Origin of the sequence: Mycolicibacterium sp. TUM20985 (assembly GCF_030295745.1) — a bacterium.
Lineage (GTDB): Bacteria > Actinomycetota > Actinomycetes > Mycobacteriales > Mycobacteriaceae > Mycobacterium.
On sequence record NZ_AP027291.1, the window covers coordinates 2,992,189 to 3,006,136 of the forward strand.

Sequence of the window (13,948 nt, forward strand, 5' to 3'; positions counted from 1 at the left end):
AAACCTCCGACAGAAGTGACGAGCTGAGGGTCAGGTGACCAGGCCCTGCACCCACAGGGAGAACTGATTCCAGTACTGCGTCACCCATTCGATGACGACGGCATCCGCCCGCGACACCCACAGGGCCGCGATGACGGCGATCAGCATCGCGAGCACCAGCAGGGCGATCGCCCCGCCGGACACCCGGCTGCGGTAGAGCGTGGCGACGGCCTTGGCGTCGACCAACTTCTCGCCGACCTTGAGACGGGTCAGGAACGTCGACGGGTTGCTCTGCTGACGGGTGCGATCGAAGAACTCCTCGATGCTGGCCTTGTGGCCGGCGGTGACGATCAGCGACGCGCCGTGGTGGTCGCAGAGCAGCATCGCCAGGTCGGCGGCCGACCCGGCGGCGGGGAACGTCATCGCGCCCACACCGAGGTCCTGAATGCGTTCGAGGCCCTTGGCGTGCCCATCGGCGTCGGCAGGCAGCACCACCTGGGCGCCGGACCGCAGTACCTCGACGCTCATCTCCTCGGGATCGCCGACGATCAGCGCCGGGCGATGACCCGCCTTGCGCAGCACGTCCGCGCCTGCGCCGACGCCGACCAGCACCGGCTGATACTCCTTGATGAACGGCTTGAGCGCCTTGAGGTCCTCGGCGGCGTCGGCCTCGTCGGCGACGATCACGACGTGTCGGCGGTGCAGATCGATGTCGATGTCCGGGATGCCCATGCCGTCGATCAGCAGCGGGCTCTCGCTGCGGATGAACTCGATGGTGTTGCCCGCGAACGCTTCCAGGTGCGCGACCAGACCGCTCTTCGCCTCGTGCATGAGGTCGCGGATCTCTTCGTCGGTGCGCTCGGTGCCTACCGCGAGGCGGCGGTCACCGGAGTACACGCCGCCGTTGTACAGCCGGACCTTGGCACCGTCCTTGATCTTCTTGAAGACCTCGGGGCCCGCCTCGTCGATCAGCATGACGCCGTTGGCCACCAACACCTCGGGGCCCAGGTTCGGGTAACGACCGGAGATGGACGGCGACGCGTTGACCACGGCGGCGACGTTCGCTTCGACCAGTGCATCGGCGGTGATGCGGTCGAGGTCGAGGGCATCCATGACGACGACGTCACCGGGTCCGACCCGTCGCAGCAGCCGGTCGATGTCGCGATCGACGCGGGCCGTGCCGGACACCCCGGGTCGTGAACCGGCATTACGCGAGAGCAACGCTGACATCTTCATGGTGGGGATTCTGTCGGCCAACCCTCAAGTTGAGGTGGAGGCGCGCCGTAACACCAGCCTCAGAAGTTACATTCCGTCACATCCGCAACACGATCAGGCGGGCGTTTGGGTCTCGGATTCCCGTTGCGCGGATTCGAGCAGTTCGCGCGCGTGGGCGCGACCGCTGTCCGACTCGCCGAGTCCCGCCAGCATCCGGGCCAGCTCGCCGACCCTGTCGTCATCGTCGAGGCGTCGCACCTCGCTGGACTTGCCCTTGCCGCTGCTGCTGTCGACGACGAGGTGGACGTCGGCGTAGGCGGCCACCTGCGGTAGGTGCGTGACGACGATGACCTGGTGGGTGCGGGCCAGGCGGGCCAGGCGGCGTCCGATCTGCACCGCGGCCCGACCGCCGACGCCGGCATCCACCTCGTCGAACACCATCGTCGTACCCTCTGCCGACGCGGCCAGTACCACCTCGAGCGCCAGCATCACCCGGGACAGCTCGCCTCCCGATGCACTCTTGGCCAGCGGCAACACGTCGGATCCGGTGTGCGGCGTGAAGCCGAACTCGACGGCGTCGACGCCGTCATGCCCGGCATGGACCGCCTCACCGGACGACAGTTTCAGAGGGGCGGAGTCGTCGGCCCGTGCCAGCAGAGGGCCCACCCCGATGCTGAATCCGGCCCCCGACATCGCCAGTCCGGCCAGCTCCGCGGTGACCGCCTTCGACATCGCCTTGGCGGCCTTGGTGCGTACCTTCGTGACGTCGGCCGCCGCGGCCACCACCTTGCCCTCGAGTTCGTCGACCCGTCGCTGCAGTCCGGTCAGAGCCTCTTCGGAGACGTCGAGCTGGGCCAACCGGGAGCGGGCGTCCAGGGCCCACGCCAACACACCGTCGACGTCGGCGGCGTATTTGCGGGTGAGGTTGCGCAGCTCGCCCTGCCGCGACAGCTTGCCCTCCAGAGTGCTTGCATCACTTGGTAATTCGGCCAGGTAGTCACCCAGCTCGGTCGACACGTCAGCGGAGATTGCCAGAACCTCACCGAGCCGGTCCCCCAGCGCACGCAGTGCCGAGTCGTCGGTCGCCTGCAGCGCGGCCTTGGCCTGACCGATCCAGTCGATCGCCGACACCGCGCCCTGGGCGGGCTCGTCGAGGTCACCGGACAGTGCCACCCGCGCCGTCTGGGCCGCGTCGCGCAGGGCATCCAGCTCGGACAGCCGGCGAATATCGGCCACCAGCGCGTCGTCCTCGCCGAGCTGCGGCGCGACGGCGTCGATCTCGTCGAGACCGAATTGCAGGCGGTCGGCCTCCAGCGCCAGTTCGCGGGCCCGTTGCCGGCGGTCGATTAGGTCGCGCCGCAGCGTCAGCCACTCGTCGCGCAGCGCCCGATAGCGCGCCAACGGCGACTCGACGTCGGCGAATCGGTCGAGTGCGGAACGCTGTTCATCGGACCGCATCAACCGCAGCTGATCGTTCTGACCATGCAGCGCAAGGAGTTCGGTGGTGAAGGTGCTCAGCGACTTCGCAGGCACACTTCGACCGCCGAGGTATGCCCGCGACGGACCGTCCCGGCTCACCGAGCGCGCGGCGATGACGCTGCCGTCGTCGTCGCGGTCCGCCCCCGAGGAGTCCAGGATCTCGTCCACGCGCTCGGCGACCGTTCCGGCGAGCTCGGTGGTGGTGAAGCGACCCTCGACGACGGCGCGCTCCGAACCCGACCGGACCCGGCTGGCGTCGGCGCGCGCCCCGCCGAGGAGGTGCAGGCCGGTCACGACCATCGTCTTGCCCGCGCCGGTCTCCCCGGTCAGGACGGTGAGCCCACGGTCGAACTCGGCGGTGGCAGTCCTGATCGCGCCGAGTTCCTGGATGCGGATCTCAGCGAGCACTTTGCCCCCGCCAGCCGGTGACGGGCAACTGGAACTTGCGTACCAGTCGGTCGGTGAACGGTGCGCTGTCCAGGCGGATCCACTTCAGCGGCGTGCCGCAGCGGGTGACCTCGAGGCGTCCGCCGGCGGGCACCACCATTTCGCGACGACCGTCGCAGAACACCATCGCGTCGTAGCCGGTGGACTCGACCTCGATCGCGATCGACGCGTCCGGACTGGTCACCATCGGCCGCGCGAACAGGGCGTGCGCATTGTTGGGGACCACCAGGATCGACTCGAGGTCGGGCCACAGAATGGGTCCGCCCGCCGAGAACGCGTACGCCGTGGACCCGGTCGGCGTCGAGACCAGCACGCCGTCGCACCCGAACGCCGAGACCGGGCGGCCGTCGACCTCGAGCACCACGCCCAGCACGCCCAGCCGCGGCCCCTTCTCGAGGCTGGCCTCGTTCAGCGCCCACCCGCGCTGCGTGATCTGGCCGTCCACGCGCACCACGATGTCGAGCGTCATCCGCTCCTCGACGCGGTAGTTGCGGGTGACCACCTGGTCGAGCACGGTGTCGATGGCGCCGGCCTCGGCTTCGGCGAGGAATCCGATGCGGCCGAGGTTGACCCCCAGCACCGGGATCTCGACGTTGCGCGCGAGCTCGGCGGCACGCAGGAAGGTGCCGTCGCCGCCGAGGACGAGCACCAGCTCGCACCCCTCGGCGGCGTGTTCGTCGGCGTCGACGACGTGGATGTCGGTCCCGAGCGCGCTGATGTCGGCGGCACCGGAATAGAACGGCTGATGGTCCACCTGCTCGGCGGCGAGCACCTTCAGCCCGATGCCGTGCTCGGTCAGCACCTTCTCTACGCGGCGGGCGGTGTCGGTGGCCTCGTCACGACCGGTGTGCACGACGAGCAGAACCTGGCGTTCGCCGGTCATTGGGGCCCTTCTTCGATGGCTCGGCGCACGGCATCCTCCAGTGACTCGCCCCGGAGGGGACTGTCGGTGGTGGCGCGAAGGCGGAGGAAGAACTCGACGTTCCCGGATGGGCCCGGCAGCGGACTGGAGGTGACGTCGACAGGATGCCAGCCGAGGTCGGCGGCCCGCCGCGCCACCGAGAGCACCGCGTCGGCCCTGATCGCTGGATCCGATACGACGCCACCCGGTCCGACGCGGTCCTTGCCCACTTCGAACTGTGGTTTCACCATGGGAACGATATCCGCGTCCGCCGACGCGCAGGACACCAGCGCAGGCAACACCGTCGCCAGCGAGATGAACGACAGGTCGGCGACCACCAGGTCGACCGGTCCGCCGATGGCCTCGGCGGTCAAGGCGCGGACGTTGGTGCGCTCCATGACGACCACCCGGTCATCGGACCGCAACGACCACGCCAGCTGGCCGTAGCCGACGTCGGCCGCGACGACCTCGCGCGCGCCACGATCCAGGAGCACCTCGGTGAAGCCGCCGGTCGACGCACCGGCATCCAGGCATCGGCGGCCGTCGGCCGTCACACCGAACGCGTCCAGCGCGCCGATGAGCTTGTGCGCGCCGCGCGACACCCAGCTGCGTTCGTCGGTGGTCACGGTGAGCTTGGCGTCGAGGCTCACGGCCGTCGCGGGCTTGGCGGCCGGCAAGCCGTCGATGCTGACGCGGCCGGCGCCGATCAGCTCCGCCGCCTGCTGGCGCGACCGCGCCAGGCCACGCCGGACCAGCTCGGCATCAACACGAGCGCGCCGAGTCACGTGTGCTTACCTCTCGACGGATTCCAGCGCCCGAACCAGCAGATCGTGTGCCTCTTCGAGGCGCGACGCGATGGTCTCCACGTCGACGTGGGCGGCGTCCTCGGCATTCGGGTCGGGCAGCTCGGCGAGCAGTGCCGCAACGCGAGCGCGGATCTGGTCGGGATCGGTCGTCATCTCGACGTTCACGCTATCGGATCAGCGACCAGCGGTGCAGCGCCTCCCGCGCCGTGTCGTCGCCCGCGCGGACGGCGAATTGCACGCCGTCCAGGCTCGAGCCCCACACGGTGTTGGCGAGCGCGCGTACGACGCTCAGCGCGTTCTCGGGCTCGCTTCCCGTCGAGTGCACGGTGGCCTCCTGCAGGCCGACCTCGACGCGCCACGCGGGATGCGGTCCGACGCGCAGCGTGCTGCTCTCGGCGTACAGCGATCGCAGATCGTCGGCCAGGTAGGTGGGCCGTTCGGCGGCGTCTGCGTGCAGCATGTCCACGACCGTGCTGACACCGGTGAGCACCAGCAAGCTCGGCAAACCGGTGGCGTTGGCGCCGGAGATGTCGGTGTCGATGCGGTCGCCGATCACCAGCGGACGCTCGAACTCGTCGCGGGCGAGCGCATCGAGGAGCAGTGGTGGCTGCGGCTTGCCCGCCACCTGTGGTCTCTGGTCGGTCGCGGTCTCCAACGCAGCGACCATGGACCCGTTGCCAGGCAGCAGACCGAGTTCGGACGGCAGGGTGCGGTCGACATTCGCCGCTACCCACAGCGCGCCGTCGCGGATGGCCAGCGCGGCCTCGGCGAGGTCGGCCCACCCGGTCTCCGGTGAGTGGCCCTGCACCACAGCCGCGGGCTTGTCGGCGAATTTGCGCACGGGCCGCAGACCGACCTTGCGAACCTCGTCGGCCAGCGACTCTGTACCGATCACCAAAACGCTTGAGCCGGAGGCGATTTGAGTGGCTAGCAGTCGCGCGGCACTCTGCGCGCTGGTGACGACGTCCTCAGGCGCGGCGGCGAATCCCATCGCGACGAGGTTCTTCGCGACCTCGTCCGGCCCGCGGGACGCGTTGTTCGTGACGAACAGCGTGCGGGCCTCGATCGTCGCCAGGGTCTCGACGGAGCCCTCGGTGGGCTGCTGTCCCCGGAACACGGTCCCGTCGAGGTCGAGCAGCAGGCAGTCGTGTTCTTGCGCAAGTGTCGTCACTCAGCTGAGCTCCGTGATCCGCTCGTCGGCGTCGGTCACGCCGTCGACGTCGGCCGCCTCGGCGTTGATGAACCATTGCAGAGCCTCGTCATTGCGGCCCAGTGTCAGAAGGATATCGGCGTAGGCGTAGAAGAGTCGTGTGGCGGTGAGCCCGGTCCGCTCGGGGTACAGCGCGGGTGTGGAGAGGGCCGCGAGGGCTTGTTCGAGCTGGCCGAGATCGGAGCGTGCGCCCGCGACGACGATCCGCAGTTCGTCGGCGTCGTCGCCGGTCAGCTCCTCTGCCTCGGGGGTGCGCGACAGGTCGATCGCCCGCTGCGGACGGCCGACGCCACGCTCGCAGTCGGCGATGAGCGGCAGGAGTGGCGACTTGCTGCCCATGCGTCGGGCTGCCCGGAACTCCGAGAGTGCCTGCGCCCAATCGCCACAGTGGTACGCGGCGATGCCGACGGCCTCCCGCACGGCGGCGATGCGACCGGACCGCGTCCGTGCCGCCTGCGCGTGCTTCAGCGCCAGCTCGGGATCGACCTCGAGGAGATCGCCGGCCGCGACCAGATGTTTGGCCACGTAGTCGGCGGTTGCCTTGTCGAGGGTCATCAACTCGCCGCGAACGTCGGGCGCTAGCTGCTTGGCCTCGACATCGGCGGGGATGGGTGGTGCGTCCTTGTCCGATCGAGCATCGTCGGAGCGCGGTGGTCTGGGACGCCCACGGTCGGGCCCCGACGAACGTGGGGCACCTCGGCGATCACTGGAACCGGCACCCCGTCGAGGATCCGCGGCACCCCGTCGAGGCGCGCCGGCGCTGGGCGGACGCGGCGGCCTTCGCTCGTCGCCGCCGCGTTGCGTGTCCTGGGCCACGTGTGCCTTCCCGTTCTACTCGTCGTCTCGTAAAAGGATACGGCGACAATCGAATACACGCGATTGATGCCCAATTGAATGGCACCGTCGCTTAAAAGAGAATCACCCCCCACGCGAACGTGGGGGGTGATTCTTAAAGGGTGTTCGGCGGTGTCCTACTTTTCCAACCGTATGGTTAGTATCATTGGCGCTGGTAGGCTTAGCTTCCGGGTTCGGAATGGGTCCGGGCGTTTCCCTACCGCTGTTGCCGCCGTAACTCTATTTTATTTTCAGCCCCGTGTTATTTGGTGGTGGGGTGTGGTCTGTTCGTTTCGTGAACATGGTGTGGTTGCGAGGTCAGTGTGGTGTTACACGATTCCTGGCCAATTGGCTCTTTTGGGTGTGTGTAAGTTTTCGGCCGGTTAGTGCCAGTTCCCTGCGCCCCTTGCGGGGTTTCTAGGTCTGGTCTATCGATCCCGTGGTCTGCGGGGGGCCTTATCCCACTGAATGGGTGAGAAACCTGGTCTTGGAAGAGGTTTCCCGCTTAGATGCTTTCAGCGGTTATCCTGTCCGAACGTAGCTATCCAGCCGTGCCCCTGGTGGGACAACTGGTAGACCAGAGGTTCGTCCGTCCCGGTCCTCTCGTACTAGGGACAGGTTTCCTCAAGTTTCTGACGCGCGCGGCGGATAGAGACCGAACTGTCTCACGACGTTCTAAACCCAGCTCGCGTGCCGCTTTAATGGGCGAACAGCCCAACCCTTGGGACCTGCTCCAGCCCCAGGATGCGACGAGCCGACATCGAGGTGCCAAACCATCCCGTCGATATGGACTCTTGGGGAAGATCAGCCTGTTATCCCCGGGGTACCTTTTATCCGTTGAGCGACACCCCTTCCACTCGGGGGTGCCGGATCACTAGTCCCGACTTTCGTCCCTGCTCGACATGTACGTCTCGCAGTCAAGCTCCCTTGTGCACTTGCACTCAACACCTGATTGCCGTCCAGGTTGAGGGAACCTTTGGGCGCCTCCGTTACTTTTTTGGAGGCAACCGCCCCAGTTAAACTACCCACCAGGCACTGTCCCTGAACCGGATATACGGTTCGAAGTTAGAAGCCCAATACGATCAGAGTGGTATTTCAACAACGACTCCACCAATACTGGCGTATCGGTTTCACAGTCTCCCACCTATCCTACACAAACCGTAACGAACTCCAATACCAAGTTGTAGTGAAGGTCCCGGGGTCTTTTCGTCCTGCCGCGCGTAACGAGCATCTTTACTCGTAGTGCAATTTCGCCGAGTCTATGGTTGAGACAGTTGAGAAGTCGTTACGCCATTCGTGCAGGTCGGAACTTACCCGACAAGGAATTTCGCTACCTTAGGATGGTTATAGTTACCACCGCCGTTTACTGGGGCTTAAATTCTCAGCTTCACCCTTACGGGTTAACCGGTCCTCTTAACCTTCCAGCACCGGGCAGGCGTCAGTCCGTATACATCGTCTTGCGACTTCGCACGGACCTGTGTTTTTAGTAAACAGTCGCTTCTCACTGGTTTCTGCGACCCCCCACCGCTGCCGGCAGCAAGTGCCATGACAGTAAGGGGTCCCCCTTCTCCCGAAGTTACGGGGGTATTTTGCCGAGTTCCTTAACCATAGTTCACTCGTACGCCTTGGTATTCTCTACCTGACCACCTGTGTCGGTTTGGGGTACGGGCCGTGTGAGCACTCGCTAGAGGCTTTTCTTGGCAGCATAGGATCACCGAATTCGCCTCACTCGGCTATGCATCACCTCTCGGACTACGTGAACGACGGATTTGCCTATCGTTCGTCCTACGGGCTTGCCCCAGTATTACCACTGACTGGTACGGCTACCTTCCTGCGTCACCCCGTCGCTTGACTACTACCAACTCGGGTCCCGCGCAGCCAGCGGTCCTCGCCCCCCGAAGGGATTGATGAACCACCTTTTGGGCGGTTAGCAGAACTGATTCGTCACGGGCGCGCACACACGGGTACGGGAATATCAACCCGTTGTCCATCGACTACGCCTGTCGGCCTCGCCTTAGGTCCCGACTCACCCTGGGCGGACTGGCCTGGCCCAGGAACCCTTGGTCTTTCGGCGGGCAAGGTTCTCACTTGCCTTATCGCTACTCATGCCTGCATTCTCACTCCCACACCCTCCACCACACCATCACTAGGTGGCTTCACCGGTGTGCAGGACGCTCCCCTACCCAACGTCACACCCGAAGGTGTACTCGTTGCCGCGACTTCGGCGGTGTGCTTGAGCCCCGCTACATTATCGGCGCACAATCACTTGACCAGTGAGCTATTACGCACTCTTTCAAGGGTGGCTGCTTCTAAGCCAACCTCCTGGTTGTCTTCGCGACTGCACATCCTTTTCCACTTAGCACACGCTTAGGGGCCTTAGTCGGCGATCTGGGCTGTTTCCCTCTCGACGCACGGAGCTTATCCCCCGCCGTCTCACTGCCACACTGTTGCCTTACCGGCATTCGGAGTTTGGCTGACGTCAGTAACCTTTTAGGGCCCATCGGCCATCCAGTAGCTCTACCTCCGGCAAGAACCATGCAACGCTGCACCTAAATGCATTTCGGGGAGAACCAGCTATCACGGAGTTTGATTGGCCTTTCACCCCTACCCACAACTCATCCCCTCAGTCTTCAACCTAAGTGGGTTCGGGCCTCCACAACATCTTACTGCTGCTTCACCCTGGCCATGGGTAGATCACTCCGCTTCGGGTCCAGAACACACCACTACACCACACACTGTTGTGTGGATACGCCCTATTCAGACTCGCTTTCGCTGCGGCTACCCCACACGGGTTAACCTCGCGACATGTCCCTGACTCGCAGGCTCATTCTTCAAAAGGCACGCCATCACCCCACTCTAGGAGAGGGCTCTGACGGCTTGTAGGCACACGGTTTCAGGTACTATTTCACTCCCCTCCCGGGGTACTTTTCACCATTCCCTCACGGTACTAATCCGCTATCGGTCATCAGAAGGTATTCAGGCTTACCGAGTGGTCTCGGCAGATTCACAGCAGATTTCACGGGCCCGCTGCTACTCGGGAACACCACACAAGGCAGGCGTCGGGTTTTCACGTACCGGGCTCTCACCGTCTACGGCAGGCCATCCCAAGACCACTTCCGCTAACCACGACACTTTCTTACTGCCCTCCAGGAAGGTAGTCCTAGAAATATGGGTCCCACAACCCCGCACACACAACCCCTACCCGGTATCACATGCATACGGTTTAGCCATCCTCCGCTTTCGCTCGCCACTACTCACGGAATCACTATTGTTTTCTCTTCCTACGGGTACTGAGATGTTTCACTTCCCCGCGTTACCTCCCGCACCCTATGAATTCAGATACGGGTAACACGACATCACTCGTGCTGGGTTTCCCCATTCGGACATCCTCGGATCAACGCTCGGTTGACAGCTCCCCGAGGCTTATCGCAGCCTCCTACGTCCTTCATCGGCCTCTGATGCCAAGGCATCCACCATGCGCCCTTAAACACTTACAACACAAAAACCAATTGTCAAAAATCGAAATTACACCACAACAACCCACAACACGACAGACCACCCGAAGGCAGCCCGCACTGCTGCGAGTTGATGCTCGCAACCACTATCCACGAATCAAACACCACACCCCACCACCAAAACCTGGGGCAACAACACGCCTCCCACCACACGCAGTGGCCAGGGAAGAACGGGCCTGTTGTCTCAAAGCCCAACAGTGTGTTTGATGATCCCACCCACCTCGACGAATCGAAGCCAGCAGGTTTTTGACGTTCGTCATGTGCACCAGACCCGCGCCCACTACAGGCGCCGGCCATCTCACGATTCGTCCGGGACACGGTGATCCGCGACATGCGGGCCGGCCCGAAACTCGTGGTGCTCCTTAGAAAGGAGGTGATCCAGCCGCACCTTCCGGTACGGCTACCTTGTTACGACTTCGTCCCAATCGCCGATCCCACCTTCGACGGCTCCCTCCCACGAGGGGTTAGGCCACCGGCTTCGGGTGTTACCGACTTTCATGACGTGACGGGCGGTGTGTACAAGGCCCGGGAACGTATTCACCGCAGCGTTGCTGATCTGCGATTACTAGCGACTCCAACTTCACGGGGTCGAGTTGCAGACCCCGATCCGAACTGAGACCGGCTTTCAAGGGATTCGCTCCACCTCGCGGATTCGCAGCCCTTTGTACCGGCCATTGTAGCATGTGTGAAGCCCTGGACATAAGGGGCATGATGACTTGACGTCATCCCCACCTTCCTCCGAGTTGACCCCGGCAGTCTCTTACGAGTCCCCGCCATGACGCGCTGGCAACATAAGATAGGGGTTGCGCTCGTTGCGGGACTTAACCCAACATCTCACGACACGAGCTGACGACAGCCATGCACCACCTGCACACAGGCCACAAGGGAATACCCATCTCTGAATACGTCCTGTGCATGTCAAACCCAGGTAAGGTTCTTCGCGTTGCATCGAATTAATCCACATGCTCCGCCGCTTGTGCGGGCCCCCGTCAATTTCTTTGAGTTTTAGCCTTGCGGCCGTACTCCCCAGGCGGGGTACTTAATGCGTTAGCTACGGCACGGATCCCAAGGAAGGAAACCCACACCTAGTACCCACCGTTTACGGCGTGGACTACCAGGGTATCTAATCCTGTTCGCTCCCCACGCTTTCGCTCCTCAGCGTCAGTTACTGCCCAGAGACCCGCCTTCGCCACCGGTGTTCCTCCTGATATCTGCGCATTCCACCGCTACACCAGGAATTCCAGTCTCCCCTGCAGTACTCCAGTCTGCCCGTATCGCCCGCACGCCCACAGTTGAGCTGTGAGTTTTCACGAACAACGCGACAAACCACCTACGAGCTCTTTACGCCCAGTAATTCCGGACAACGCTCGGACCCTACGTATTACCGCGGCTGCTGGCACGTAGTTGGCCGGTCCTTCTTCTGCACATACCGTCACTTGCGCTTCGTCTGTGCTGAAAGAGGTTTACAACCCGAAGGCCGTCGTCCCTCACGCGGCGTCGCTGCATCAGGCTTGCGCCCATTGTGCAATATTCCCCACTGCTGCCTCCCGTAGGAGTCTGGGCCGTATCTCAGTCCCAGTGTGGCCGGACACCCTCTCAGGCCGGCTACCCGTCGTCGCCTTGGTAGGCCGTGACCCCACCAACAAGCTGATAGGCCGCGGGCCCATCCCACACCGCAAAAGCTTTCCACCACAAGACATGCATCCTGAGGTCATATCCGGTATTAGACCCAGTTTCCCAGGCTTATCCCGAAGTGCAGGGCAGATCACCCACGTGTTACTCACCCGTTCGCCACTCGAGTACCCCGAAGGGCCTTTCCGTTCGACTTGCATGTGTTAAGCACGCCGCCAGCGTTCGTCCTGAGCCAGAATCAAACTCTCCAAACAAAAACAACCCACCCCACAAAGGGGACAGGTGGAATCCGAATCAGAACAAGCCTGACCAAGCAACCAGTCAAAACTGGCAAAAAAACAAAACCACCCATGAAAAAAGGAAGACGAGGAGTCCCCCACCACAGGCAGCCAAAAACAACAAACAAAAACCACCAAACACACTATTGAGTTCTCAAACAACACACCTCGGCATCCTCGCCCGACCGCGCATCTACCCCGCGGCTTTCGCCGCGTGCTAGTCGTGCGGGCGGTTGGAAGACCGCTCGTATCCGGGCAGGTCTTCCTCGGTGATGCCGTCGCGCTCCTCGGCTTGACCGGGTCGCGGCGACCTCCATAAGTTACGTGCCGGATAACGGAGAGTCAAATGCGCAGGTAGAATACGTGGCGGACACAAGTTCAGGCCTTGAGAGTGCGCTCAACCCCTGCCACGTTGCGCTTCCCGCGCCGCAGGACGAGCCACTTGCCGTGGAGGAAGTCGGCGGGCTGGGGAGCCCAGTCATCGCCCTCGATGCGGACGTTGTTGACGTAGACGCCGCCCTCGGACAGGGTGCGCCGCGCCTCCCCCTTGCTCTTCGAGAGCCCAGAGGCAACCAGTAGGTCGCCGATCGCGTCGGGACCTCCGGCAGGCAGTGTGGCGACCGACGTCTCGCGCAGCGCGGCGGCGAGCGTGGGTTCGTCGAGTTCTGCCAGCTCACCGCGACCGAACAGCGCCCGGCTGGCCAGTTCGACGGCATCGGTGGCGGCGTGGCCATGCACCAGGGTCGTGAACTCCTGGGCGAGTCGTCGCTGCGCAGCCCGTTCGTGCGGTCGTTCTGTCGTCGCGGTCTCGAGCTCGCCGAGTTCGTCGGCCGAGAGGAACGTGAACCAGCGCAGATACCGGACGACGTCGGCATCGGCGGTGTTCACGAAGTACTGGTACCAGGCGTACGGGCTGGTCATCTGCGGGTCGAGCCACAGACTCCCGCCTCCGGTGGACTTGCCGAACTTCGTCCCGTCGGCGGCCGTGACCAGCGGAACCGTCAGCGCGTGCACCGTCGCGCCCACTCTCTGACGGACCAGTCGTACGCCGGCGATGATGTTGCCCCACTGATCGGAGCCGCCGATCTGGAGGGCACATCCGTGCCGTTGATGCAGCTCGACGTAGTCGTTGGCCTGCAACAACATGTAGCTGAACTCCGTGTAGGAGATGCCTTCGCCGTCGAGGCGTCGGCGGATCGTGTCCCGGTCGAGCATCACGTTGACCGAGAAGTGTTTGCCGACGTCGCGCAGGAACTCGATGGCCGAGAGCTGCGACGTCCAGGTCAGGTTGTTCTCGACGATCGCGCCGGTGGGTGAGTCGTCGAAGTCGACGAACCGCTCCAGTTGACCCCGGATGCGGTCGGCCCAGTCGGCGACGATGTCGACCGTGTTCAGGCTGCGTTCGCCGGCGTCGCGGGGATCGCCGATCATGCCGGTGGCGCCGCCGGCCAGCACGATCGGTCGGTGCCCCGCCCGCTGGAACCGCCGCAGCGCCAGCAGCGGCACCAGGTTTCCGGCGTGCAGGCTCGGCGCCGTCGGGTCGAATCCGGCATAGACCGTCAGCGGGCCCGGCTGCGTCGCAGCGGTGAGGGCCTCGCGGTCGGTGGACTGCGCAATCAAGCCGCGCCAGTCCAGTTCGTCGAGGATGCCGG

General features: G+C 64.0%; 8 protein-coding genes and 3 rRNA genes. All 11 read right to left on the reverse strand.

The features are described from left to right. Window positions 1-30 precede the first annotated feature (30 nt). Complete coding sequence (steA, locus tag QUE68_RS14735; RefSeq protein ID WP_286275712.1) at window positions 31-1,215, reverse strand: putative cytokinetic ring protein SteA; 1,185 nt, start codon at window positions 1,213-1,215, stop codon at window positions 31-33. Between the two features lie 93 nt (window positions 1,216-1,308). Then, a complete protein-coding gene (gene recN, locus QUE68_RS14740; RefSeq protein WP_284226778.1) occupies window positions 1,309-3,081 on the reverse strand; it encodes a DNA repair protein RecN in 1,773 nt (590 codons plus the stop codon). Then, the gene (locus QUE68_RS14745) at window positions 3,071-4,003 is read right to left on the reverse strand and encodes an NAD kinase (protein ID WP_284226779.1); all 933 of its coding nucleotides are present in this window, start codon (window positions 4,001-4,003) and stop codon (window positions 3,071-3,073) included. Before QUE68_RS14745 ends, recN begins: the two co-directional genes overlap by 11 nt. Further along, window positions 4,000-4,806: a TlyA family RNA methyltransferase gene (locus QUE68_RS14750; protein ID WP_286275713.1), complete on the reverse strand. Its 807-nt coding sequence runs from the start codon at window positions 4,804-4,806 to the stop codon at window positions 4,000-4,002. Before QUE68_RS14750 ends, QUE68_RS14745 begins: the two co-directional genes overlap by 4 nt. 6 nt (window positions 4,807-4,812) lie before the next feature. Then, entirely contained in the window at window positions 4,813-4,980 is a 168-nt protein-coding gene (locus tag QUE68_RS14755; protein ID WP_284226781.1) for a hypothetical protein, read from the reverse strand. 13 nt (window positions 4,981-4,993) lie between these two features. After that, window positions 4,994-5,998 (reverse strand): HAD-IIA family hydrolase, encoded by a 1,005-nt coding sequence (locus QUE68_RS14760; protein WP_286275714.1) that lies wholly within the window; start codon window positions 5,996-5,998, stop codon window positions 4,994-4,996. Continuing rightward, the gene (locus QUE68_RS14765) at window positions 5,999-6,853 is read right to left on the reverse strand and encodes a tetratricopeptide repeat protein (protein ID WP_284226784.1); all 855 of its coding nucleotides are present in this window, start codon (window positions 6,851-6,853) and stop codon (window positions 5,999-6,001) included. It abuts the gene before it with no gap. A gap of 142 nt (window positions 6,854-6,995) precedes the next feature. Continuing rightward, window positions 6,996-7,108 (reverse strand): 5S ribosomal RNA (gene rrf, locus QUE68_RS14770). A 126-nt stretch (window positions 7,109-7,234) separates the two neighbouring features. Next, window positions 7,235-10,368: ribosomal RNA gene (locus tag QUE68_RS14775) — 23S ribosomal RNA — on the reverse strand. Between the two features lie 384 nt (window positions 10,369-10,752). After that, window positions 10,753-12,272: ribosomal RNA gene (locus tag QUE68_RS14780) — 16S ribosomal RNA — on the reverse strand. Together the 16S, 23S and 5S rRNA genes form the textbook arrangement of a ribosomal RNA operon. Window positions 12,273-12,674: 402 nt before the next feature. Beyond that, a complete protein-coding gene (gene tyrS / locus QUE68_RS14785; protein ID WP_284236229.1) occupies window positions 12,675-13,943 on the reverse strand; it encodes a tyrosine--tRNA ligase in 1,269 nt (422 codons plus the stop codon). Window positions 13,944-13,948: the final 5 nt, after the last annotated feature.

Bases quoted from the DNA above. Each gene is read 5' to 3' on its own strand.
- QUE68_RS14755 (WP_284226781.1), bottom strand. From the start codon at position 4,980: ATGACGACCGATCCCGACCAGATCCGCGCTCGCGTTGCGGCACTGCTC.
- steA (WP_286275712.1), bottom strand. From the start codon at position 1,215: ATGAAGATGTCAGCGTTGCTCTCGCGTAATGCCGGTTCACGACCCGGG.
- QUE68_RS14745 (WP_284226779.1), bottom strand. From the start codon at position 4,003: ATGACCGGCGAACGCCAGGTTCTGCTCGTCGTGCACACCGGTCGTGAC.